Here is a 21,779-nt window from a genome sequence, read left to right on the forward strand (position 1 = left end):
GGGGTAGGCACCCAACATCTAGCTTCGGCGACAATCATCGGGGTCGGCGCACAACCTGTGGCCTCGGCGCAGAGGGGGCGCGGGTGCCGAGAAGGGGAGCGGAGGTATCGGGAGAACCCCGGCGCGCGTCCACCGCACCACGCGCAGAGCGGTAGCGTGCTGGGTGGCACGCGTCCGACGTCGGGCACGTGCGTGATCGTTCATCGCCCAGGAGGTCGGACCATGGTCCAGCGGCAGTTCCCCCGCCCCAGCGAGATCTTCGAGCTGGTGCAGCTCCGGCGGCCGAGCCTCGACCTCAAGAAGCGGCGGCTCGCCTCGGCTCTGACGATCGAGGACCTGCGCCGCATCGCCAAGCGCCGCACGCCCGCCGCCGCCTTCGACTACACCGACGGCGCCGCGGAGGCCGAGCTGTCGCTCGCGCGGGCCAGGCAGGCTTTCCGGGACGTCGAGCTGCACCCGTCGATCCTCCATGACGTCTCGACCGTCGACACGAGCACGACGATCTTCGGCGGACCGTCCGCCATGCCGTTCGGCATCGCGCCCACCGGCTTCACCCGCCTCATGCAGACCGAGGGCGAGAGCGCGGGCGCGGGGGCGGCCGGCGCGGCGGGCATCCCGTTCGCCCTGTCCACCCTCGGCACCACGTCGATCGAGGATGTCCGCGCCGCCAACCCCACGGGCCGCAACTGGTTCCAGCTCTACGTCATGCGGCAGCGCGAGACGTCGTACAACCTGGTCGAGCGCGCGGCTGCGGCCGGTTTCGACACGCTGCTCTTCACCGTCGACACCCCGATCGCCGGCGCCCGCCTGCGCGACGCCCGCAACGGCTTCTCCATCCCACCGAGCCTCACGCTCCGCACCATCGCCGACGCGATCCCGCGGCCCTGGTGGTGGTACGACTTCCTCACGACGCCGAAGCTCGAGTTCGCCTCCCTGTCTTCCACGGGCGGCACCGTGGGCGAGCTGCTCGACTCCGCGATGGACCCCACGATCGACGACGACGACCTCGCGACCATCCGCTCGATGTGGCCGGGGAAGCTGGTGGTCAAGGGCGTTCAGACCGTCGACGACGCCAGGCGGCTCGTCGACCTGGGCGTCGACGGGATCGTGCTGTCCAACCACGGCGGTCGTCAGCTCGACCGTGCACCGGTTCCGTTCCACCTCCTGCCCGAGGTCGTGCGCGAGGTCGGCCACCACACGGAGATCGCGCTCGACACCGGGATCATGAACGGCGCCGACATCGTGGCCGCGCTCGCGCTCGGTGCGCGGTTCACGATGGTCGGGCGCGCGTACCTCTACGGGCTCATGGCCGGTGGGCGCGACGGCGTCGATCGCGCGATCCAGATCCTCTCCGAGCAGGTCGTCCGCACGATGAAGCTGCTGCAGGTCGCATCCGTCGAGGAGCTCGAGCCGCGGCACGTCACGCAGTTGCAGCGCCTCGTCCCGCGCGCGGTGCCGGGTGGTGTGGCTGGTGGGGTGCCGGCGAGGTCGGCGTCGTCGGTCTGAGCGGGAACGTCCCCCGCACATAAGCGCGTTCTTCCGCCTGCGCTCGCACCCACCCTCAGGCCCACCACTCCCCTCGGATAGTGTCGAAACGCAACGACGCAACCGCCTGGGGAGGCCCCGATGGAGAAGTACTTCGCCGGCATCGACGCCGGGACGACCGGCACGACGGTCATGATCTTCGACCGCGACGGCAACGTCATGAGCAGCGGCTACGCCGAGTACCGGACGAAGCACCCGCACCCCGGGTGGGTCGACCAGGACATGCACGAGCTGTGGGAGGGCGTCTGCCTCGCCTCGAAGCAGGCCACCAGCCGGTTCCGCGGTGATCTGACGAGCATCGTCTCGATCGGCGTCTCCTCGCAGCGCGGCTCGTTCGTCCCGGTCGACAAGGACTGGGAGCCGCTGAGCGACGCCATCGTCTGGTCGGACGGCCGCGCCACCGCAGAGACGCAGTGGATCAACGACGAGATCGGCTCCGACGAGTACTGCCGCATCACCGGCCTCAACCCCTCGAGCTTGTGGGTCTACCCGAAGCTCAAGTGGCTCAAGGACCGCCGCCCGGAGATCTACGACCGCACGTGGAAGATCCTCAACGGCCAGGAGTGGATTCTCCACCGGCTCGGGTCGACCGAGCTCTTCGCCAACCCGTCGGCGCTCAACTACAACGGCATGTTCGACCTCACCACGCTCGACTACTCCCCGGAGCTGTTCCAGCGGGCGGGGCTCGACCTCGACCTCATGCCGCCGATGGTCCACGACCTGCGGCCCGTCGGTGCGGTCTCGGCGGCCGGCGCGCTGGCCACCGGCTTCGCCGAGGGCACGGTCCTCTCGCCGGGCGGCGGCGACCAGCAGTGCGCGGCCGTCGGCTCGGCCGTCAACAAGGCCGGCATGGCCGAGCTCTCGCTGGGCACGGCGGCGGTGATGGTCGCCCAGCTCGACGAGGCCCCCGACATGGCGGCGAACCTCGACAGCGGCGTCTCCTTCGGCGCCCACGCGATCCCGCACCGCTGGGACATGGAGGGCACCGCGCATGCCGCCGGCGTCGTGCTCCGGTGGTGGCGCGACACCTACGGCCAGCCCGAGGTGACGGCGGCCGAGGCCCTCGACCTCAGCCCGTACGACCTCATCACGCTCCAGGCCTCCCAGGCGCCGATCGGCAGCGACGGCCGGAGGCGGTGCGGTGGTCCCTCGGGTGACCACGTGGACATCGAGCATGCGGGAACGCCCTTCCTGTTCGTCGTCGAGCAGCAGCTCGGCGGCCTGCCGCCCGAGCTCGTCGATCTGTTGGTGGATCGTGGTGAGCCCCGGTCGCACGTAGGACGCGAGGTGGATGTCGTCGAAGCCGACGACGCTGATGTCGTGCGGTACCGCGAGGCCGTGTTCGTCGAGCGCGCGGATCGCCCCGATGGCGGCCAGGTCGTTGACGGCGACGATCGCGGTGAGGTCGGTGCCGCGGGCGAGGAGACGGAGCGTGCCCTGGTAGCCGGCCTCCTCCTCGAAGTCCGCCTCGACGACGAGCGTCGGGTCGACGTCGATCCCGGCGGCTGCGAGACCCTCCCGATAGCCGGCGGCGCGCTCGCTCGCCACGGCGATCTCCGGCCGTCCCCCGACGTGGGCGATCCGCCGGTGCCCGAGGTCGAAGAGATGTTGGACAGCGAGCCGGCCGCCGGACCGGTGGTCGCTGGTCACGGACGTGGCGCGGCTCGGGTCGAGCTCGCGGTCGAGGGCGACGAACCGCATGCCGTCCAGCGCCCGGACGAGCCGGTCGTCGTCGAGCTGGTCTTCGACAAGGACGACTCCGGCGACGTGGCGTGCCCGCATCTGAGCAATCGCCTCGGCTGTCCGTCCGGGGTCGGCGCCGGTCGCGGTGAGTAGCAGGACCGCGCCGTGGCGGGCCGCCACCTCCTGGACCCCCTGGGCGAGCTCGGAGAAGAACGGGTTGGTGATGTCCGGGACGACGATCCCGACCGAGGAGCTCTTCCCGCGCTTGAGCTGACGGGCCAGCTCGTTGGGGCGGTAGCCGAGCTCCTCGGCGACGGCGCGCACGCGCTCTCTGGTCGTCTCCGCGACGCGCCCGGTGCCGTTGAGCGCGCGGGACGCGGTCGTCACCGAGACGTGCGCGGCTCGAGCGACCTCCCTGATGCCCACCTGGTCCTCCTCGTCGAGGTCCGCGCCGGAGATGCTCGCCGCGCCCCTCGGCGGGGCGGCGGTCGTGGGGATGCCGGGTCTGTCCTGGCGTCACTGCCGATGCGGAAACGTTTGCGCATGACGGTGCACCTGCGTCGGGAGGAGAGCAAGCAGGTGGAGCGGATGCGCAGATATGCGCAACAGACGGGGGAGCGTCAGGCCCAGCGACCGAGCCGCAGACTCCCGAGCCACTGCTCGGCGTCGAACTCGGTGAAGGTCCCCGCGTCCTCGAACCCGAGCCGCCTGGCGAGCCCGATCGACCGTGCGTTGTCCACCGTGCTCACCAGCAGCACCGGCTGGTCCTCGAGGTGCGCGGCGGCCTCCCGCAGGAGCAGGCCGGCCGCCTCGCGCGCGAGCCCGCGCCCCCACACCGACCGACGCAGCACGTAGGACAGCTCGAGCTCCTCGCCCTCGTCGCGCACGTGCCCGGGTCGGGTCGCGGACCGGCGGTCGAGGACGACCATGCCGAGCAGGTCGTCCGACTCCGCGTCGGCCACGACGAACTCGCCCGAGCCCTCCGTGGACCACGAGATGCTGCGGGCCGTCAGCAGGTCCCGCACGCGCCCTTCGGGGACCGCCCCGCCGAGGTGGCGGCGCACGTCCGGGTCGGACCGCAGCTCGACGAGACCGTCGAGGTCCCGGTCGATCGCCTTGCGCAGCGCGACCCTCTCGCCGGCGGCGAAGCGGAACGGCAGGTCGACATCAGGCATGCCTCTGATTGTGCGTGCCCGAGCACCGGATCACCTCGTTTTGGGAGGACCAGAACCCACATCTGAGCACCGGGTGGACAACCTGTCTGCACCGGTCATACCTTCCCGAGCACCCGCACCGACCGGAGCTGCGGGCCCACGCCCGCACGGCACCACCCTGCGGGCCCACGCTGCGACGAAGGAGCACCCCATGTCGGACCTCAGGACCCGGTTCTCGCTCGAGGGGAAGACCGTCCTCCTCACCGGCGCCTCGCGCGGCATCGGCGAGGCGATCGCCCAGGTCCTGGCGGAGGCCGGCGCTGATTTCGTCCTCTCGGGCCGCGACGAGGCCGCGCTCGAGGACACCGCCGCCGCCGTCCGCGCCCACGGCCGCACCGCGCACCTCGTGCCCACCGACCTCACCACCCCGGCCGGCGCGCGCGAGCTCGGCCGCAAGGCCCTCGAGCTCCTCGGCCACGTCGACGTGCTCATCAACAACGCCGGCGTCGCGCGCGTCGCCCCCTACACCGAGCTGAGCCAGGAGGACTGGGACCTCACGCTCGCCGTCAACCTCACGGCCCCGTTCGCCCTCACGCAGGAGATCGCGCCGAGCATGATCGAACGCGGGCGCGGCAAGATCATCAACATCGCGTCGCAGACCGGCGTCATCGCCGCCGACGACCACGCCGCCTACGCCGCCTCCAAGGGCGGCCTCATCTCGCTGACGAAGGTCCTCGCCGGCGAGCTCGGCCCGCACAACATCCAGGTCAACGCCGTGGCCCCCACCGTCATCCTCACGCCGATGGGCGAGCAGGTCTGGGGCCCGCCCGAGAAGGGCGACCCGATGAAGGCGAAGATCCCGCTCGGCCGATTCGGCCAGCCCGTCGAGGTCGCCGACCTCGTCCTCTACCTGGCGGCCCCCGCGTCCGACTTCATGACCGGCAGCACGGTCATGCTCGAGGGCGGCTACACCGCCATGTGACGCGGGGGTCGACACACCCCGCCCGACGGCGAACCCCGCCCCGCTCCCTGCCCGCCCCGATCGCCGAGCGACCGCACCACCCCTTGCGGCCGCGCGGCTGTCGGCGTGCAATGGCGGTATGACCACGACCGCCCCGACGACGAACCCCGACGCCCAGCGCCTCGACGTCGTCGTCGACGACTCGTCCTGCGACCTCGACGACCTCTCGCCGTGCGGCGGCGTCGAGATCAGGGCCGGTGCCGACGTCGACTGGGACGCCCTCGTCGCCCGCGCCGTCGACTCGTCCTGGCCCGGCTTCGAGCTGCTCGGCGGCGCGGCGGCGACGGTCGGCGAGGCGGTGCGGGCCAACGCGGAGCGGTACGGGCAGGCGGTCGCCGACGTCGTCGCGTCCGTGCGTGTCCACGACCGCGCCGACGACGCGCCGCGCACCTTCGCCGCCGTCGAGTGCGGGTTCGTGCCCGGCGGGTCCCGGTTCACCGAGGCGCTCGCCGACGGGCGGCCGCGCTACGAGATCCTCGACGTGCTGTTCCTCCTGCGCCAGGGCGACATCACCGCCCCGATCCGGGACGCGGAGCTGGCGACGCTCCTCGGCGTCGAGCCCGGCGCGCGCGTCCCGCTCGCCGACGCCGCCCGCACCGCCGCGGCCGCCTGAGCACCGCCCCCCCCGCGGACGCTCCCCGAACCACCGCCCACCCTCGTGAGAGACTGCCGGGCGTGGCAGGTGGCGACGGTCGGCTCTCGCACGAGCTCATCCCCGGAGAGAAGGGCCCGCAGGACTCCTGCGGCGTGTTCGGCGTGTGGGCGCCCGGCGAGGAGGTCGCGCGGCTGACCTACTTCGGCCTGTACGCCCTCCAGCACCGGGGCCAGGAGGCCGCGGGCATCGCCACCTCGGACGGGCAGTCGATCCTCGTCTACAAGGACACCGGGCTCGTGTCCCAGGTCTTCGACGACCAGGCGCTCGAGTCGCTGCAGGGGCACCTCGCCGTCGGCCACGCCCGCTACGCGACCGCCGGTGGCCGTGCCTGGCACAACGCCCAGCCCACCCTCGGCCCCACCGCGACCGGCACCGTGGCACTCGGCCACAACGGCAACCTCACCAACGTCCGCGAGCTCCTCGAGATCGTCCGCGAGCGCTCGGGCACGGACCTCAGCGGCGACCTCGGCAAGGGCTCCTCCACCGACACCGCCGTCATCACACACCTCCTCGGCACCGAGCCGGCCACCGCGGGCGGGCTCGGCGACGCCGCGACGGCCGTCCTGCCGCTCCTGCGCGGCGCCTTCTCGCTCGTGTTCATGGACGAGCACACGCTCTACGCCGCCCGGGACGCGCACGGCATCCGCCCCCTCGTCCTCGGGCGGCTCGAGAGCGGCTGGGCGGTGGCGTCCGAGACGGCGGCGCTCGACATCGTCGGCGCCACGTTCGTCCGGGAGGTCGAGCCCGGCGAGCTGCTCGCCATCGACGCCGACGGTGTGCGATCGAGCCGCTTCGCCGAGGCCGAGCCCCGGGGCTGCATTTTCGAGTACGTCTACCTCGCGCGCCCCGACACCACGATCGCCGGCCGCTCCGTCAACTCCGCGCGCACCGAGATGGGCCGGGCGCTGGCCCGCGAGGCCCCCGCCGACGCCGACCTCGTCATCCCCACCCCCGACTCCGGCACGCCCGCCGCGATCGGTTACGCCCAGGAGTCCGGCCTGCCGTTCGCCCAGGGCCTCGTGAAGAACGCCTACGTGGGCCGCACGTTCATCCAGCCCACGCAGACGATCCGCCAGCTCGGCATCCGGCTCAAGCTCAACCCGATGCGCGAGGTCATCGCGGGCAAGCGGCTCGTCGTCGTCGACGACTCGATCGTCCGCGGGAACACCCAGCGCGCGCTCGTGCGGATGCTGCGCGAGGCCGGCGCCGCCGAGGTGCACGTCCGGATCTCCTCACCGCCGGTCAAGTGGCCCTGCTACTACGGCATCGACTTCGCCTCCCGTGCCGAGCTCATCGCCAACGGGATGAGCGTCGAGGAGATCCGCGCCTCCCTCGGCGCCGACTCGCTCGGCTACATCTCCGTGGACGGCATGGTCGCGGCCACCGCCGTCGACGCCGGGCGCCTGTGCACCGCCTGCTTCACCGGCACGTACCCGATCCGCCACGAGAACGCCTCACTGACCCCGGTGGTGTCCGCATGACCACGCCCACGACGCCGGAGCCTCGCCCCGTGGTCCCCGCACCTTCGGGCGGGGAGACGGGGGAGGCCATCACCTACGCCACCGCCGGCGTCGACACGGAGGCCGGTGACCGCGCCGTCGAGCTGATGAGGTCCGCCGTCCAGCGCACGCTGACCCCCGAGGTGCTCGGCGGGTTCGGCGGCTTCGCCGGGCTCGTCGACGCGAGCGCGCTCAAGGACTACGGCCGCCCGCTGCTCGCCACCTCGACCGACGGCGTCGGCACGAAGATCGCGATCGCGCGGGCCATGGGCGTGCACGACACGATCGGGCAGGACCTCGTGGCGATGGTCGTCGACGACATCGTGGTGGTCGGTGCGAAGCCGCTGCTGATGACCGACTACATCGCGTGCGGGAAGGTCGAGCCCACCCGGATCGCCGACATCGTCCGGGGCATCGCCGCCGCCTGCGAGATCGCCGGCGTCCCGCTGCTCGGGGGCGAGACCGCCGAGCACCCGGGCCTCATGGCCCCCGACGAGTACGACGTGGCCGGCGCCGCCACCGGCGTGGTCGACGCCGAGGACGTGCTGGGCCCCGAGCGCGTCCGCGACGGCGACGTCCTGCTCGCCATGGCGTCCTCGGGCCTGCACTCCAACGGGTACTCGCTCGTGCGGCGGGTGGTGGACGCGGCCGGCTGGGCCCTCGACCGCGACGTCCCCGAGCTCGGCCGGACGCTGGGGGAGGAGCTGCTCGAGCCGACGGCCCTCTACACGCGCCCCTCGCTCGACCTCGCCGGCGCGCTGGGTGCCGACCTGCACGCGTTCACGCACGTCACCGGGGGAGGGCTCGCGGCGAACCTCGCGCGCGTGCTGCCGGCCGGGCTCGTCGCCGGCGTCGACCGCGGCTCGTGGGCCGTGCCGCCGATCTTCGGCCTGCTCCAGGGCCTCGGGCGCGTGCCGTGGGACGACCTCGAGGGGACGCTCAACCTCGGCGTCGGCATGGTGGCCGTGCTCGCGGCCGACCGCGTCGACGAGGCGATGGTCCTGCTCGCGGACGCCGACGTGCCCTCGTGGGTCATCGGCGAGATCGCGCTCGGTGACGGCTCGGCCCCCGACGGCGCGCGCGTCGTCAGCGGAACCAAGGGCGTCGACGGCGGAGCCGTCCACCTCACGGGCAATTACCGCCCCGCCTGACCGCCGCTCGCTCTCCCTCGTCGAGATTGCGGTTGGTCGTCACCGAGATTGCGGTTGGTGCACGTCGAGATTGCGGTTGGGAGCCCCGCACGTGTCGAGGGTGCGGTCCAGCGCCGTCGTCTCTCGTCGAGATTGCGGTTGGTGCACGCCGACATTGCGGTGGGGAGCCGCCGCCCGCCCCGCGCACATGTCGAGAGCGCGGCTCAGCCGCCTCCCGCGCCCGCGGGCACGCCGAACCGACGACGCCTCGCGCCGTGTCGCTGTGGACCTCGTCCGACGAACCGGGGTGGTGACGCCCCGCCCTGACCTCGCCCGGCGGTCACCGGGCGTTCGGCGTCAGGAACGGGCCGAGTAGCCGTCCCACTCGTCGTCGTCGTCCGCCGCCGGAGTCGTCTCGTACGACCTCTGGTTGTCGCCACCGTCTCCCCGGGACGCGAGCTCGCGCTCGAGTGCCGCGTAGTCGGTCGCAGGGCTGAAGTACTTCAGCTCGCGGGCAACCTTGGTCTGCTTTGCCTTCTGACGGCCGCGCCCCATGGAGCCGACCCCCTCCAACGTAGGAACCGGGGCAAGCATCGCGAACGATGGGGTCCCGGCTGAGTGGTCAAGTGTCTGTCGTGGGGCCACCGTACCCCGCCGTCGGGGCGGGTGCCCATTCCCGCCAGGGCGTCGTTGGGCACACACCACGGGTGCACGACGACGACGCGCCGGCCCGGAGCGCCCTGCTGTTCGGCGTCGTGCGGGGTGTGATGCGCCGCCGTCCACCGCTGCCCGGTCCGCCGGAGTGGTCCCTTATGTCGGGACCATGGGCCCAGGATTTCGGACCGTGCAAGGCCGACGATGATGAGGACCGCTCGACCCGGGACGAGGGATGCAGAAGATGGACGCGACGCCGACCGACGACCTGATGACACCCGCCGAGGTGGCCGCCTGCTTCCGGGTGGATCCCAAGACGGTCACGCGGTGGGCGAACGCCGGCAAGCTCGCGGCGGTCCGCACCCTCGGTGGGCACCGCCGGTTCCGCCGCGACGAGGTCGAGGAGCTCATGCGCAGCGTCGGGCTGGACCCGGAGGCCAGGCAGCGCGCCGCCGGGTGAGGCCGCACAGAACGACGCCGAGCCCGTAGGTCGTGCGTCCACCTCACCGACGGCGTCGGTGGGCTCGGGACGGGGCCTGCGGGCTCGGCGCGTGGAGCGTCTGCTCCGGTCAGTCCTTCTTGCCGCGGATGGCGGCGATGACGAAGACGCCGACGACGGCCGCGGCCACACCGGCGACCGTCAGCGCGCCGGAGTCGCCCTCCTTCACGCCCTTCGCGAGGCCGGTGGCCTTGTCCTTCACCCCGCCCACGGCGTCCTTGGCCCCGGCCTTGGCGGCCTCGACCTGACGCTTGGGGTCGAGCTTGTAGGACAGCTCGCCGACGGTCGACGTCAGCTCGGCCCGGGTCCGCTCGATCTCGGCCTGGATCTCCTCGGCCGACTGCTTCTTCTTCTCCGGCGCGGAGCCGTTCGCCTCGCTCATCGCTGAGACCCTTCGTCCGAGGTGGTGTCGTCGTCGCTGCCGAGACCCTTCTTCAGGGCCGCGACATCCTCCTTGAGGCCCTCCTGCGGGGCGACGTTGTACTGCTTGTGCTTGTTGAGCGTCTTGATCCCGACGAGGGCGAGGATCCCGACGACGAGGAAGATCGCCACCGTGACGATGAGCGCCGACAGCCACAGCGGCAGCGCCTCGGCGATGCCCCACGTCGCGGTGAGGAACACCATGCCCAGGCCGTAGAGCGCGAGGACGCCCGCGACCGCCAGGAAGACGGCGCCCTTGGAGATCTTGCTGATCTTCTCGGTCGCCTGCGTCTTCGCCAGGTTGATCTCACCCTTGACCAGGGCAGAGACCTGCTGGGACATCCGGCTGAAGAGCTCGCCGACCGACGGCTCGGCGTTCGGGGCGTTCGGGGACAGCCCCGGTGCCTGGCGCGCTTCCGTGGGGTCGACGCCGCCCAGATCGGGTTGGCTCACCGTGGATCATCTCCTCCGTGTCGCTGCACCGGCGGCCGTTGATGCCGCCTGGTGTGACTCTCGCTCAGCGTAATGGTGTGCGCCACCCGACCCCAACCGCAGCGCCGACCGGCCGGTTCGCGTCGGGCCGTCGGCGCCATCCACAACCTCCCCGAGGTGAACAACCGGCGACCTCCCGCGCATAACGGCTTCCGGAGCCGGTGCGAGTGGCACGCTGTGCGCGGCTCCACTTCCCCGGCCACCCCGCAGACCACCATGAGGACCACCGTGCGCTCGTCCCTTCCCCTCCCGACCGGCTCGACCGGGCGACGTCGCCCGACCGGCCTGAGCGCCGCCGTCGGGCTCGGCCTGCTCCTCACGCTCGCCGGTCCGGCCGCCGCCGGCCCCGCCGCGGCGACTCCGGCCCCCACCACCCCGGAACCCGCGCCCGAGGACCCCGCCCTCGAGGAGCCCACGACCGTCCCGGGGACCGAGGACAGCAGCAACGCCCCCGACGACGCCGACACCCCCGGCGCCACCGGCCCGGACGCCCTCCCGGCGGACCCGGCCCCCTCGGACGACCCCCTGCGCGAGGGCGAGCTCGTCCCGCAGACCCGCAGCAACGCGCCGATCACGGCAGGGCCGCTCGCCCAGATCGACGCACCGCCGGCGGGCAACCGGGGGATCGTCGGGCCGCTCGGCAGCAACACGTACGCGCTGACCTCGTACATGGGCCCGCGCTGCATCCCGATCATGTACGGCTCGACGAGCCATGGCGGCGTGGACTTCGGCGCCCCCGCCGGCACGCCGCTCTACGCGATCGCGGACGGCGTGGTCGTCAACCAGCTCAACGACCCGGTGGCGGGGGAGTGGCTGCTCGTGCGCCACACCATCGACGGCCGGCACGTGTTCGCCAGCTACTCCCACACGCTCGACCGCGACCGCTACGTCCGGGTCGGCGACACGGTGCGCGCGGGCCAGCGGATCGCCGACGTCGGCTCGACCGGCGTGTCCACGGCCCCGCACCTCCACCTCGAGATCTGGCTCGACGCCTACCTGCGCGGCACCCGCGTCGAGCCGATCGGCTGGTTCTCGGGCCGCGGCGTCGACCTGCGCGAGGCCGCCGTGCGCGCCGTCCCCATGACCACGCCCGCCACCTGCCGGTACTACGCGATCGGGTCGACCCCGATCCGGGCGTCGGCGTCGTCGGGGGCCCGGGTGCTGACGACCGTCCCGAACTTCACCCCGATGACCGGCTGGCCGGGCGACAAGACCGGCGACTGGGTCCGCGTCCGCGCGAACGGGGTCACCGGCTGGGCGCACGCCTCCGACGTCTCGCCCGTCCGCTCCGGCGAGCCCCAGGCCCGCACGACGGCGGCCACCATCCTGCGCTCCTCCCGCGCCTTCGACGCCGGCAACCAGGTGGCGTCGCTCGGGGCGGGGGCGCGGATCGACGTCGTCGACGCCCTCATCGACGGCTGGTACCGCGTGACCGTCGGCTCCCGCTCCGGCTGGCTGCACCACTCGACCGTGGCGGTCACCCCCGGCGTGCGGCACGGGATCGACGAGGGATTCTTCCTCGCCGACACCTTCACGACGAGCGCCACCTCGATCTTCGGCTTCGGCAGCTACTACGACCGGTTCTACGTGGGCGACTGGGACGGTAACGGGACCGACACCGTGGCCTACCGCCGCGAGGCCACCTACCGGATCCGCCAGACCAACAGCCCGGGCAACCCGGACGTCACTATCAACTACGGGCGCCCCGACGACGAGGTGTACGTGGGCGACTGGGACGGCGACGGCACCGACACCTTCGCCGTGCGCCGGGGCAACGAGTTCCACATCCGCAACTCGCTGACGTCGGGCGTGGCGGACGTCGTCCTCCAGTACGGCCGCGCCGGCGACGAGGTGCTCGTCGGCGACTGGGACGGCGACGGCACCGACACGTTCACCGTCCGCCGGGGCAACGAGTTCTTCGTGTCCAACACGATGGAGTCCGGCTGGGCCGACGCCGAGATCTCCTACGGCCGCGCCGGCGACGACGTGTACGTGGGCGACTGGGACGCCGACGGCGAGGACACCTTCGCCGTGCGCCGCGGGTTCACCTACTTCGTGCGCAACTCGATGGAGTCCGGCTGGGCCGACACCCAGATCGACTACGGCCGCGCCGCCGACGAGACCTACGTGGGCGACTGGGACGGCGACGGCTCCGACACGCTCGGGATCTACCGCTTCTCGTGACGCAGACGCGAGAAGGGGCCGGATCCGCGTGGGATCCGGCCCCTTCTGTGCAGTGGCTCCGACCGGGGTCGATCCGGTGACCTTCCGATTTTCAGTCGGACGCTCTACCAACTGAGCTACAGAGCCCTGCGCCGACGCGCGGCCGTTCGACCGGCTCGACTGCGACCCTGACGGGACTTGAACCCGCGACCTCCGCCGTGACAGGGCGGCGCGCTAACCAACTGCGCTACAGGGCCTTGCTGTGTACTTCTGATCCTGCTGTCGTGCTGACCTGCTCGGTACTCACCGGTCAAGGAGCGTACCCCCAACGGGATTCGAACCCGTGCTACCGCCGTGAAAGGGCGGGGTCCTAGGCCGCTAGACGATGGGGGCCGGAGACTCCCGTCGCCCAGGCGTCCTGAGGCCTGGACAAGCATAGGTGGCGTTCGGCGATGGTTCCAACCAGTTCGGGTGTGCGCTCCGTCATGCCCGGACAAACATCCGACGACGACGAACGACCCCGGCCGCCACCCCCGTCCCGACGCCGCCCCCGTCCCGGGCCCACCGCGGGCCGGGTGCGACCATGGCCCCGTGGTGGAGATGAGCGAGGCCGAGTTCGAGGAGGCGGTGGCCGACGCGCTCGACCTCGTCCCGCCCGAGCTCGCGGCGGCGATGGACAACGTGGTGGTCCTCATCGAGGAGGAGGCCACGCCGGAGCAGCTGGACGGCGTCGAGGAGGGTGAGCTCTTCGGCATCTACGAGGGCACGCCGCTGACCGACCGCGACGACGGCTGGGCAGGCTCCCTGCCCGACCGCATCACGATCTTCCGCGGCCCCACGCTGCGCTGGTGCGAGGACGTCGAGGAGGTCGTCGACGAGGTCGCCGTGACCGTGGTGCACGAGATCGCCCACCACTTCGGCATCTCCGACGAGCGGCTGCACGAGCTCGGCTGGGGGTGACGCACGGGCAGGGCCCCGCGCCCTAGCCTGGAGGCATGGACGACGAGCAGACCGACCAGGCCATCGAGACCACGCTCGACGTCCTCTCGGTGGCCGGCAGCTCGGTCATCGGGGCGGCGGCCGGCCTCGTCGTCGCGCTGCTGCTCGGCGCCGTGTTCGGCTTCCTCGCGCGCCGCAGGGCCGGCATCCGGATCGTCTATGCCCGCATCAAGGGGCCGGTCCGGCTGCTGCTCATGGTCATCGGCACCATGGTCGGCTTCTACCTGGCCACGCGGCTCCCGGCGGACGCGCGCGTGCCGGGCTGGCGCGGGGTCATCCAGCATGCGCTCGTCGTGGCGATCATCCTCAGCGTCACGTGGCTCGTGGCGGCGCTCGCCAACGTGGCCGAGGACTTCGCGCTCAAGGGCGTCCGGGAGCGCGCGGGCGGCGGCGAGGTCTCCACCCACGGGCGCCGCATCCAGACGCAGGCGGTCATGCTGCGCCGCGTCGGCGTGGTGGTCGTCTGGATCATCGGCATCGCCATCGTGCTGCTGACCTTCCCGGGGGCCCGCGCGGCCGGCGCCTCGATGCTGGCCTCGGCGGGTGTGCTGTCGGTCGTCGCCGGTATCGCGGCGCAGAGCACGCTGGCCAACCTGTTCGCCGGCATCCAGCTCGCGTTCACAGACGCGATCCGCGTGGACGACACGATCGTCATCGACGGCGAGTACGGCTACATCGAGGAGATCACCCTCACCTACGTGGTGGTGCTGACCTGGGACAACAGGCGGATCATCCTCCCGTCGTCGCACTTCACGACCAACCCCTTCGAGAACTGGACCCGACGCGAGACGAGCATCCTAGGCACGGTGACCTTCGACGTCGACTGGCGCGTGCCCGTGCCCGCGATGCGCGCGGAGATGCAGCGCCTCCTCGACGCCACGCCGCTGTGGGACAAGAACCTCGGGATCTTCCAGGTGTACGACGCCGTCGGCGGGTTCGTCACGGTCCGCGCGCTCGTCTCCGCGAAGGACCCCGGGACGCTCGTCGACCTGCGCTACTACCTGCGCGAGGAGCTCCTCGACTTCCTCCAGACCCACGCCCCCTACGCGCTGCCGCGCACGCGGATCGAGGACCACGAGCCGCCGTTGGAGGCGCTCACGCCGCCCCGCCCGCGCGACGTCCACGAGCAGGCCGACCTCGACGCCGACCTCGCCGAGCTCGCGGAGATCGAGAAGAGCTACCGCGACCAGGAGCAGGTGGCGCAGGAGGCCGTGGTCGTCCGGCAGGAGACGGTCGAGGCGCGCAAGCAGCGCGAGTCGGCTGCGCGCCGGGCGCGTCGGCGGGCGGCCCGCGAGGACCGGCGCCGGGCCCGCGAGGTCGGCGGCGCGCTCGGTCGGCGCGGGCAGGTCGGGCACCACGACGACACCGGCTCCCAGACCACCGTCATGAGCACCGAGGCCCTCGAGGAGGCGCTCGCCGCCTCGCGCCCGGGGGACACGACCCACGCCCCCGACGCCGACTCCCGGACCAGCGGGACCGGCGCGCCCTCGGCGGGCGCGACGGACGGGCAGCGGGGCCGAGCGACCCGCTCCGGGCGTCCGGGGCGGGCGGATCGCGGCGAGCGCGGTGAGCGTGCGGAGCGCGGCGAGCGCTCGGGTAGGTCGGCACGATCGCCCCGGTCCGCGCGTTCGGCCCGCTCGGCCTGGTCCGCCCGCTCCGCGAGCTCCGCCGGGTCGGCGCAGTCGGCCTCCTCCGCCCAGTCGGCGCACTCGGCCCAGTCCGCGGCCCACGCGGCGGCGCCCTCGGCGTCGTCGGCGTCGGAGGGGCCGGTGGCGTGGACGGCCCGGACACGGACGTCGGCCGTCTCGGCGATCTCCGCCGGCTCGGCGAACACCGCGGCCGTCTACCCGCCCGGCTACCCGGACGACATGGTGTGGCAGAACCGCGGGGAGTCCGCCGAGGGGTCCGCCGTCCCCGGCCTGCGCGACGAGTTCCCGCTCGGCCCCCTGCGCACGAGCCTCGTCTACCGGTTCGGCCGCGGGCTGTCGGCGCCGAGCGCGCGCTCCGCCGCCGCAGCCGGGCAGCTCCCGCCCGTCATCACGCCGCAGTCGGCGGCGGAACGGCCCGACGTGTCCGACGCGACGTCGGTCACGACGACGACCGGCGCGCACGCCTCCTCGATGTACACGGGCACCCCCGAGAACGAGGAGCGCGGCGCGAAGTTCACCGGGCCCGACGAGGCCGTGCAGGCCGAGCTCGAGGCCGGCGTGGAGCGGCGCCGGGCGGCGACCACCGGCGAGGGCGAGGCGGTCGACGGCGAGGATCACACCTCGGACGCCGCGGCGGTCGCCTTCGGTTCCGTCGCCACGGGTGGCATCCCGGTGGTCGACGACGACGATCGCGCCGCCGTGTACGACGGGTCGGAGGCGTTCGGCGACGAGCGGGTCGTCGAGGGGCCGGTCGAGGTCACCGGCGCGCTGGGCGACGCCCCGCCCGCCGACGTGCAGCCGCCGCGCTCCGGAGAGACGTCCGTGCTGCCGGCACTGGACGCCGAGCACTTCGCCGCGACCGATGCGGCCGTCGAGCCGGCGGGAGGGGCCGCGGGCGGTGCCGGTACCGGGCCCGGCGCCGATGCGGACGTCGCCCCGGCCGACGATCCCGCGGTCGCCCCGGCCGACGACCCCGAGTCCACCCCGGGCGTCGACACCGGGTCCACCCCGCGCCGGTACCGCGACCGGTCGGGCCGGCCGCCGCGCGGCCACGAGGTCGTCTACGGCCGCGACGCCTCGGACGGCGGCGGCGGTGCGACGGGCGCCGGCCGCGGCGAGGGTGGCGACGGGGGCGGCGGCGACTGACCCGCACTCTCGACCACATCGGCCGGGGGCGGACGGACGTGACGTCCGCGCCGAAGAGGAGGACGATGGCCTCATGACGACCTCCACCGGCGACTACGCCGTCAGCAGGACCGACGAGGAGTGGCGGCAGATCCTCGACCCGGCCGAGTTCCAGGTCCTCCGCCTCGCGGGCACCGAGCGCCCCGGCACGGGCGAGCTGCTCGACGAGCACCGCGAGGGCCTGTACTCCTGCCGCGCGTGCGGCGCCGAGCTCTTCCGCTCGGAGACCAAGTTCGATGCGCACTGCGGCTGGCCCTCCTTCTACGCCCCGCAGGACTCCGACGCGGTCGAGCTCATCGAGGACCGCTCCCACGGAATGGTCCGCACCGAGGTCCGCTGCAGGACGTGCGGCTCGCACCTCGGGCACGTCTTCGACGACGCCCCGCAGACCCCGACCGGCGACCGCTTCTGCATGAACTCGGTCTCGCTCACCTTCGCGCCCGCGGACGACGCGGACGCCCCCACCGCCGACGACGCGGTCGCACCCGAGTCGCGACCGTGACGGCCGGCCGCCCGATCCGGGTGGCCACGGTCAACCTCCAGCACGGCACGCCGGCGAGCGGGGGAGGCCCCCGCCTGCCCGCCGACGTCGGCACCGCGCCCACCAGTACCACGCCCACCGGCACCGCGCCCGCGCGCGCCGGCGCCTGCGCGCTCCACCCCGACCACGCGTCGCTCGTCGCCGCCGGCCGGGCCCTCGCGGCGCTCGACCTCGACGTCGTCGCGCTCCAGGAGGTCGACCGCGGTCAGCGGCGCTCGCGCTACGTCGACCAGGCCCGGGTGCTCGCGCGGATGCTCGGCACGTCGTGGTGGCGCCTCGCCGCCGCCGAGGTCGGCCCGCGCGGCGGCCCCCGCCTCCGCCCGCTCGTCGCGCCGGCGGTGTGGCAGCCGGGCTACGGCGTCGCGCTGCTCAGCCGGCTGCCCGTGCGCGCCTGGCACGCATGGAGCTTCCCCGCCGAGCTGCGGCTCCTGCGCCCCGGCCACCCGCTCGCGCAGGGCGGCCCCGTCCTCCGCGTCGGCCCGCGCGTGCTCCGGCGCGACGAGGCCCGCGTCGCGCTCGCCGCCCAGATCGACGCCCCCGGCGGCCCGCTCGCCGTGGCCGCCACGCACCTGAGCACCCGCGCCGACGCCGCGCGTGCCCAGCTCCGCACCGTCACCGAGCGGCTCACCGCCCTGCCCGGCACCCACGTCCTCGCCGGCGACCTCAACCTCGGCCCCGACGACGTCGCGGCCGCCACCGGGCTCACGCCCCTCGCCGTCGGGCCCACGTTCCCCGCCCGCCGCCCGCACCGCCAGATCGACCACGTCCTCGGCACGAGCGACCTGGTCGCCTCCGGCGAGGTCCACCGCCTGCCCGTCTCGGACCACCTCACGCTCGTCGCGACGATCACCGACGCCCGGGTCGCCGGCGCGCACGCCACCGGCGCCTCGTGACCGGGGTCGTCACCGGGTTCGCCGGCCTCACCCTCATCGTCGTCGTGGGCTACGTGCTCGCGCGCACCGGCGTCGTCGGGAAGGGCGGCGCCGACACCCTGAGCACCGTCGTCTTCCACGTGGGCGTGCCCATGCTCATGCTGACGACGGTCGCGACGGCCGACGTCGCGCACGTCCTCTCGCTCGCCTCCGTCGTCACGATCGTCACGGCGCTGCTCGTCGCGGCGCTCTTCGTCGTCGTGGCCCGGACGATCCTCAGGGTCGACGCCGCCGGGACGGTGGTCGGCGCCCTGTCCGCGTCCTACGTCAACGCGGGCAACATCGGGCTGCCGATCCTCGTCCTCGCCGTCGGTACGGCCGCGCCCGTGGTGCCCGCGATGATGCTGCAGCTCCTCGTGCTCGCGCCGCTCAGCTGCGCCCTGCTCGACCGGTTCACCGGCCGCTCCGGCTCCGGCTGGCGGCGGGTCGTCACCCCGGTGCTCTCCCCTCCGGTGCTCGGCGTGATCGCGGGCCTCGTCCTGTCGTTCACCGGCCTCGAGCTGCCGACCGTGCTCGCGCAGCCCGTCCAGATGCTCGCCGACATGACGGTGCCGATGCTGCTCGTCGCGTTCGGCCTGTCGATCCACGGCGGCGGCAGCGGGCCGGACCGGGAACCGACCCCGGTGGTGTGGACGGCGATCGCCATGCGCCTCGCTCTCGGACCGTTCCTCGCCTGGGTGATCGGCGGGCCGGTCGCGGGCCTCGAGGGCGACGTGCTGCTCGGCGTCGTCGTCGTGGCCGCCCTGCCCACGGCCCAGAACGTCTTCGTCTACGCCATGCGCTACGAGGCCCACGTCGACCTCGCCCGCCGCGCGATCCTCGTCACCAGCGTGGCGTGCGTGCCCGTCATCGTCGCCGCGACCGGGCTGTTGTCGTGAGCGGGACACCCGGCCCGACGACGCCGGACGGCGCACCCGGCGGACCGCCCGGCGGTTCGCGCGGCGGTCCCGGCCGAGGCGGGGCGCTCTCCCGCGCGGTGGGCAAGGTGCCGCCGCCGGTGTACTTCCTCATGTCGGGGACGTCGAGCTACGTCGGCTCGGGGCTCGCCGTCGGGCTGTTCGCGTCCTCGCCGGCGCTCGCCGTCGGCTGGGGGCGGATCCTCGTCGCCTCGCTCATCCTCGTGGCGTGGCGTCGGCCGTGGCGGCGCTGGCCGCGCGAGCACCCGTGGACGGCGCTCGGCTGGACCGTCGCGTTCGGGCTGGCCCTCGGCGGGACGAACCTCCTGTTCTACGAGTCGATCGCCCGGCTGCCGCTGGGCACCGCCGTGTCCCTCGAATACCTCAGTCCCGTGATCCTCGCGGCGATCGGGGGCCGCGGGTGGCTCGCCCGGGCGGCGGTCGTGCTCGCCTTCGCGGGCGTGGCGACGATCGGCGGCCTCGGGGTCGACCTCACCGACCCCGACCAGCTCGTCGGCACGATCTACGCGCTCCTGGCGGGGGCGACGTGGGCGATGTACATGTTCGTCGGCCAGCGTCAGGCCGCGCGGGTGCCGGGGGCGGACACGCTCGCCGTCGGGCTGGCGATCGCCGCCGTGGTGTACGCGCCGGTCGGGCTGCCCGGGTCGGGCCCGCTGTTCCGGCCGGAGAACCTGCTGTTCGTCGTCGCCGTGGCCGTGCTGTCCTCGGTGGTGCCCTACGTCATCGACCAGGTCGCGTTCCGGCGGCTCACCGCGGCGATGTTCGCCCTGCTCAGCTCGCTGCTGCCCGTGACGTCGCTGCTCGTGGGACTCGTCCTGCTGGGGCAGGTGCCCAACGCCGCCGAGATCGCCGGGCTCGTCATGGTCTCGGTCGCCGTGGGGCTTGCAAGCCGCCCAGCGCCGCCGCGGCAGGGTCGGCCGGGGTCCGAGAAGGCCTGATCGCGCCGAGAAGGACGAGATGTCCGGCGGGCGACCGTGCGGGGGCCTCCCGATAACGCGGTGCCGAACCGTGACTTTCCCCTCGCCGCGCCTGCGTGCGGTTGTGCGCAGATGGTGCAACAGTAGGCCCGCTGTCACAACAGGGGGCTGCCCACCGGCCCCCGGACAAGGAGGCACATCATGTGGTCGTTCATCTCTCTCGTCGTCGTCGGTGCCATCATGGGCGCCCTCGCCCGGCTCTTCATGAAGGGTGACCAGAACCTCGGCATCCTGTGGACCATCATCCTCGGCGCGCTCGGAGCGCTCGCCGGCGGGTGGATCGCGGACTCGCTCTTCGACGGCTCCACGATCGTCACCTGGATCGCGGGCGTCGTGCTCGCGATCGTCTTCATCACGATCTTCATCGCGGTCCGTGGCCGCGCGGGTCGCGCAGCACGCTGACCCGTGGGGCTCTGACCCCGGGGCGCCACCCGGCGCCCGCACCGGGCGGTCGACCGACCGTCCGACCTGCACGGCCCGGAGGGGCCGGCTCCCGACCGGGGGCCGGCCCCTCCGGCACGTCCGGCGGTCGGTCAGTGGTTGCGGAGCAGGTCGACGAGCTCCGCCTTCCTCAGGTCGGAGTAGCCGCGGAGGCCGAGATCCCGCGCGCGGCGCCGCAGCTCGGCGACCGTGCGGTCCTCGTAGCGCCCCGTGCCCGTGCCGTCCCCCGTGGTCCCCGTGCCCGTGCCGTCCTCCGTCGTCCCTGCGTCGCCGTCCTCCTCGACCGGCATCGCGGCGCCGTGGCGGGTGCCCGCGCGGCCCTCGAGCGGAGCGATGACGTCCATCGGGTCGCCGACGTCCCGCACCCGCTCGAGCACCTCGTCGATCGTCAGCTGGCGCAGGTCCGCGTCCTCGAGCTCGTCCCAGGAGCGTGGGACCGCGACGGTGGGTCGCGTGCGCCCCCGCATCGAGTACGGCGTGACCGTGGTCCGCGCCGCCCGGTTCTGGCTCCAGTCGATGAGCACCTTCCCGCGCCGCACGTCCCGGCGGATCGTGCTGACGACGAGGTCCGGGTGCTCCTCCGCCATCTCGCGGGCGAGCCGTGCGGCGGCCTCGGCCACCTCGTCGCTGGTCGCCGAGCCGTCGAGCCCGGCGTAGACGTGCACCCCCGTGCTGCCGCTCGTCACCGGCACCGAGGTGAGGCCCAGGTCGTCGAGCCGGGGCCGCAGCAGCCGGGCCACCTCGACGCACTCGGCGAGCCCCGCGCCCTCCCCGGGGTCGAGGTCGAGGACGAGCCGGTCGGGCGGGAGCTCCTGCCTCGCCGCCGGCCCGAACCGCCACTGCGGCACGTGGATCTCGAGCGTCCCCATCTGGACGAACCAGGCGAGCGTCGCGGCGTCGTCGGGCAGGGGATAGGTGTTGACGTGGTCGGCGTGCTGCTGCTCGCGGCGCGGCACCCAGTGCGGGACGCTGCCGGGCAGGTCCTTCGCGAAGAACGACTGGCCGGGATCCTGCGCGGTCCCGACGCCGTCCGGCCACCGCTTCCGGGTCGCCGGCCGGCCCGCGCCGTGCCGCACGACGAGGGGAGCCACGGCGACGACGTAGTCGACGACGTCGCGCTTCGTCGTCCCGGTCGACGGGTACATCACCTTCTCGGGGTGCGTGAGACGCACCCGGCGGCCGTCGATCTCGACCGTGTCGCGGTCGGGGTCGGCCATCGTGGC

At 73.5% G+C, this 21,779-nt stretch carries 19 protein-coding genes, 3 tRNA genes and 2 pseudogenes; 15 read left to right on the forward strand and 9 right to left on the reverse strand.

The features are described 5' to 3' along the window. The first annotated feature begins 222 nt into the window (after positions 1 to 222). Both AC24FB_RS09920 and AC24FB_RS09925 read left to right on the forward strand, forming a co-directional pair. Positions 223 to 1,506: an alpha-hydroxy acid oxidase gene (locus AC24FB_RS09920; RefSeq protein WP_425713777.1), complete on the forward strand. Its 1,284-nt coding sequence runs from the start codon at positions 223 to 225 to the stop codon at positions 1,504 to 1,506. A 171-nt stretch (positions 1,507 to 1,677) separates the two neighbouring features. Further along, positions 1,678 to 2,313: pseudogene (locus tag AC24FB_RS09925) on the forward strand (xylulokinase); the annotation flags it as partial. A 432-nt stretch (positions 2,314 to 2,745) separates the two neighbouring features. Here AC24FB_RS09925 and AC24FB_RS09930 read toward each other — a convergent pair. Then, positions 2,746 to 3,654 (reverse strand): annotated as a pseudogene (locus tag AC24FB_RS09930) (LacI family DNA-binding transcriptional regulator); the annotation flags it as partial. A 194-nt stretch (positions 3,655 to 3,848) separates the two neighbouring features. After that, positions 3,849 to 4,403, reverse strand: a complete 555-nt coding sequence (locus AC24FB_RS09935) for a GNAT family N-acetyltransferase (protein ID WP_425713776.1) — start codon at positions 4,401 to 4,403, stop codon at positions 3,849 to 3,851. Positions 4,404 to 4,593: 190 nt separating this feature from the next. On the opposite strand from AC24FB_RS09935, the gene AC24FB_RS09940 reads away from it, so the two are divergent. The 4 genes from AC24FB_RS09940 (at position 4,594) to purM (ending at position 8,708) form a co-directional block, all read left to right on the forward strand. Further along, on the forward strand, positions 4,594 to 5,364 hold the full coding sequence (locus AC24FB_RS09940) for an SDR family NAD(P)-dependent oxidoreductase (protein WP_425713775.1): 771 nt from the start codon (positions 4,594 to 4,596) through the stop codon (positions 5,362 to 5,364). A 118-nt stretch (positions 5,365 to 5,482) separates the two neighbouring features. Beyond that, positions 5,483 to 6,016: a hypothetical protein gene (locus tag AC24FB_RS09945; RefSeq protein WP_425713774.1), complete on the forward strand. Its 534-nt coding sequence runs from the start codon at positions 5,483 to 5,485 to the stop codon at positions 6,014 to 6,016. Between the two features lie 62 nt (positions 6,017 to 6,078). Further along, positions 6,079 to 7,539 (forward strand): amidophosphoribosyltransferase, encoded by a 1,461-nt coding sequence (purF, locus tag AC24FB_RS09950; RefSeq protein ID WP_425713773.1) that lies wholly within the window; start codon positions 6,079 to 6,081, stop codon positions 7,537 to 7,539. Continuing rightward, on the forward strand, positions 7,536 to 8,708 hold the full coding sequence (purM, locus tag AC24FB_RS09955; RefSeq protein ID WP_425713772.1) for a phosphoribosylformylglycinamidine cyclo-ligase: 1,173 nt from the start codon (positions 7,536 to 7,538) through the stop codon (positions 8,706 to 8,708). Before purF ends, purM begins: the two co-directional genes overlap by 4 nt. Before the next feature lie 336 nt (positions 8,709 to 9,044). Here purM and AC24FB_RS09960 read toward each other — a convergent pair whose 3' ends face one another. After that, positions 9,045 to 9,242, reverse strand: a complete 198-nt coding sequence (locus AC24FB_RS09960; RefSeq protein ID WP_425713771.1) for a DUF3073 domain-containing protein — start codon at positions 9,240 to 9,242, stop codon at positions 9,045 to 9,047. A 343-nt stretch (positions 9,243 to 9,585) separates the two neighbouring features. Here AC24FB_RS09960 and AC24FB_RS09965 point away from each other — a divergent pair, with 343 nt between their 5' ends. Next, the gene (locus tag AC24FB_RS09965) at positions 9,586 to 9,801 is read left to right on the forward strand and encodes a BldC family transcriptional regulator (protein ID WP_425713787.1); all 216 of its coding nucleotides are present in this window, start codon (positions 9,586 to 9,588) and stop codon (positions 9,799 to 9,801) included. 109 nt (positions 9,802 to 9,910) lie between these two features. On the opposite strand, the gene AC24FB_RS09970 is transcribed toward AC24FB_RS09965, so the two are convergent. Both AC24FB_RS09970 and AC24FB_RS09975 read right to left on the reverse strand, forming a co-directional pair. Continuing rightward, entirely contained in the window at positions 9,911 to 10,222 is a 312-nt protein-coding gene (locus tag AC24FB_RS09970; RefSeq protein WP_425713770.1) for a DUF3618 domain-containing protein, read from the reverse strand. Continuing rightward, on the reverse strand, positions 10,219 to 10,713 hold the full coding sequence (locus tag AC24FB_RS09975; protein ID WP_425713769.1) for a phage holin family protein: 495 nt from the start codon (positions 10,711 to 10,713) through the stop codon (positions 10,219 to 10,221). The genes AC24FB_RS09970 and AC24FB_RS09975 overlap by 4 nt, the downstream gene beginning before the upstream one ends. 267 nt (positions 10,714 to 10,980) lie before the next feature. Here AC24FB_RS09975 and AC24FB_RS09980 point away from each other — a divergent pair, with 267 nt between their 5' ends. Beyond that, positions 10,981 to 12,936, forward strand: a complete 1,956-nt coding sequence (locus AC24FB_RS09980; RefSeq protein WP_425713768.1) for a peptidoglycan DD-metalloendopeptidase family protein — start codon at positions 10,981 to 10,983, stop codon at positions 12,934 to 12,936. A 53-nt stretch (positions 12,937 to 12,989) separates the two neighbouring features. Here AC24FB_RS09980 and AC24FB_RS09985 read toward each other — a convergent pair. The 3 genes from AC24FB_RS09985 to AC24FB_RS09995 all read right to left on the reverse strand — a co-directional run bounded on the left by AC24FB_RS09985 (position 12,990) and on the right by AC24FB_RS09995 (position 13,308). Next, a tRNA-Phe gene (locus tag AC24FB_RS09985) sits at positions 12,990 to 13,062 on the reverse strand. Between the two features lie 36 nt (positions 13,063 to 13,098). Continuing rightward, a tRNA-Asp gene (locus tag AC24FB_RS09990) sits at positions 13,099 to 13,172 on the reverse strand. Positions 13,173 to 13,235: 63 nt separating this feature from the next. After that, positions 13,236 to 13,308: transfer RNA gene (locus tag AC24FB_RS09995), tRNA-Glu, on the reverse strand. A 207-nt stretch (positions 13,309 to 13,515) separates the two neighbouring features. On the opposite strand from AC24FB_RS09995, the gene AC24FB_RS10000 reads away from it, so the two are divergent. From AC24FB_RS10000 to AC24FB_RS10030, 7 genes are all read left to right on the forward strand, one after another. After that, positions 13,516 to 13,875 (forward strand): metallopeptidase family protein, encoded by a 360-nt coding sequence (locus AC24FB_RS10000; RefSeq protein ID WP_425713786.1) that lies wholly within the window; start codon positions 13,516 to 13,518, stop codon positions 13,873 to 13,875. A gap of 35 nt (positions 13,876 to 13,910) precedes the next feature. Continuing rightward, entirely contained in the window at positions 13,911 to 16,709 is a 2,799-nt protein-coding gene (locus AC24FB_RS10005; RefSeq protein WP_425713767.1) for a mechanosensitive ion channel family protein, read from the forward strand. A gap of 73 nt (positions 16,710 to 16,782) precedes the next feature. Further along, positions 16,783 to 17,250: a peptide-methionine (R)-S-oxide reductase MsrB gene (msrB, locus tag AC24FB_RS10010; RefSeq protein ID WP_425713766.1), complete on the forward strand. Its 468-nt coding sequence runs from the start codon at positions 16,783 to 16,785 to the stop codon at positions 17,248 to 17,250. Further along, positions 17,247 to 18,182, forward strand: coding sequence for an endonuclease/exonuclease/phosphatase family protein (locus AC24FB_RS10015; protein WP_425713765.1), 936 nt, complete (start codon positions 17,247 to 17,249; stop codon positions 18,180 to 18,182). Before msrB ends, AC24FB_RS10015 begins: the two co-directional genes overlap by 4 nt. Beyond that, positions 18,179 to 19,099 (forward strand): AEC family transporter, encoded by a 921-nt coding sequence (locus AC24FB_RS10020; protein WP_425713764.1) that lies wholly within the window; start codon positions 18,179 to 18,181, stop codon positions 19,097 to 19,099. The genes AC24FB_RS10015 and AC24FB_RS10020 overlap by 4 nt, the downstream gene beginning before the upstream one ends. Continuing rightward, complete coding sequence (locus AC24FB_RS10025; protein WP_425713763.1) at positions 19,096 to 20,076, forward strand: EamA family transporter; 981 nt, start codon at positions 19,096 to 19,098, stop codon at positions 20,074 to 20,076. Before AC24FB_RS10020 ends, AC24FB_RS10025 begins: the two co-directional genes overlap by 4 nt. 180 nt (positions 20,077 to 20,256) lie before the next feature. Further along, positions 20,257 to 20,517 carry a GlsB/YeaQ/YmgE family stress response membrane protein gene (locus tag AC24FB_RS10030; protein WP_425713762.1) on the forward strand — a complete coding sequence of 87 codons (261 nt, stop codon included), beginning with the start codon at positions 20,257 to 20,259 and terminating at the stop codon, positions 20,515 to 20,517. A gap of 131 nt (positions 20,518 to 20,648) precedes the next feature. On the opposite strand, the gene ligD is transcribed toward AC24FB_RS10030, so the two are convergent. Beyond that, a complete protein-coding gene (gene ligD, locus AC24FB_RS10035; protein WP_425713761.1) occupies positions 20,649 to 21,773 on the reverse strand; it encodes a non-homologous end-joining DNA ligase in 1,125 nt (374 codons plus the stop codon). Positions 21,774 to 21,779: the final 6 nt, after the last annotated feature.

This window comes from Georgenia sp. Z1344, assembly GCF_057652375.1.

Excerpts from the sequence above, each read along its gene's own strand:
- AC24FB_RS09920 (WP_425713777.1), top strand. The coding sequence starts at position 223 with ATGGTCCAGCGGCAGTTCCCCCGCCCCAGCGAGATCTTCGAGCTGGTG.
- AC24FB_RS09935 (WP_425713776.1), bottom strand. The coding sequence starts at position 4,403 with ATGCCTGATGTCGACCTGCCGTTCCGCTTCGCCGCCGGCGAGAGGGTC.
- AC24FB_RS09940 (WP_425713775.1), top strand. The coding sequence starts at position 4,594 with ATGTCGGACCTCAGGACCCGGTTCTCGCTCGAGGGGAAGACCGTCCTC.
- AC24FB_RS09945 (WP_425713774.1), top strand. The coding sequence starts at position 5,483 with ATGACCACGACCGCCCCGACGACGAACCCCGACGCCCAGCGCCTCGAC.
- purM (WP_425713772.1), top strand. The coding sequence starts at position 7,536 with ATGACCACGCCCACGACGCCGGAGCCTCGCCCCGTGGTCCCCGCACCT.
- AC24FB_RS09960 (WP_425713771.1), bottom strand. The coding sequence starts at position 9,242 with ATGGGGCGCGGCCGTCAGAAGGCAAAGCAGACCAAGGTTGCCCGCGAG.
- AC24FB_RS09965 (WP_425713787.1), top strand. The coding sequence starts at position 9,586 with ATGGACGCGACGCCGACCGACGACCTGATGACACCCGCCGAGGTGGCC.
- AC24FB_RS09970 (WP_425713770.1), bottom strand. The coding sequence starts at position 10,222 with ATGAGCGAGGCGAACGGCTCCGCGCCGGAGAAGAAGAAGCAGTCGGCC.
- AC24FB_RS10000 (WP_425713786.1), top strand. The coding sequence starts at position 13,516 with ATGAGCGAGGCCGAGTTCGAGGAGGCGGTGGCCGACGCGCTCGACCTC.
- AC24FB_RS10005 (WP_425713767.1), top strand. The coding sequence starts at position 13,911 with ATGGACGACGAGCAGACCGACCAGGCCATCGAGACCACGCTCGACGTC.
- msrB (WP_425713766.1), top strand. The coding sequence starts at position 16,783 with ATGACGACCTCCACCGGCGACTACGCCGTCAGCAGGACCGACGAGGAG.
- AC24FB_RS10030 (WP_425713762.1), top strand. The coding sequence starts at position 20,257 with ATGTGGTCGTTCATCTCTCTCGTCGTCGTCGGTGCCATCATGGGCGCC.
- ligD (WP_425713761.1), bottom strand. The coding sequence starts at position 21,773 with ATGGCCGACCCCGACCGCGACACGGTCGAGATCGACGGCCGCCGGGTG.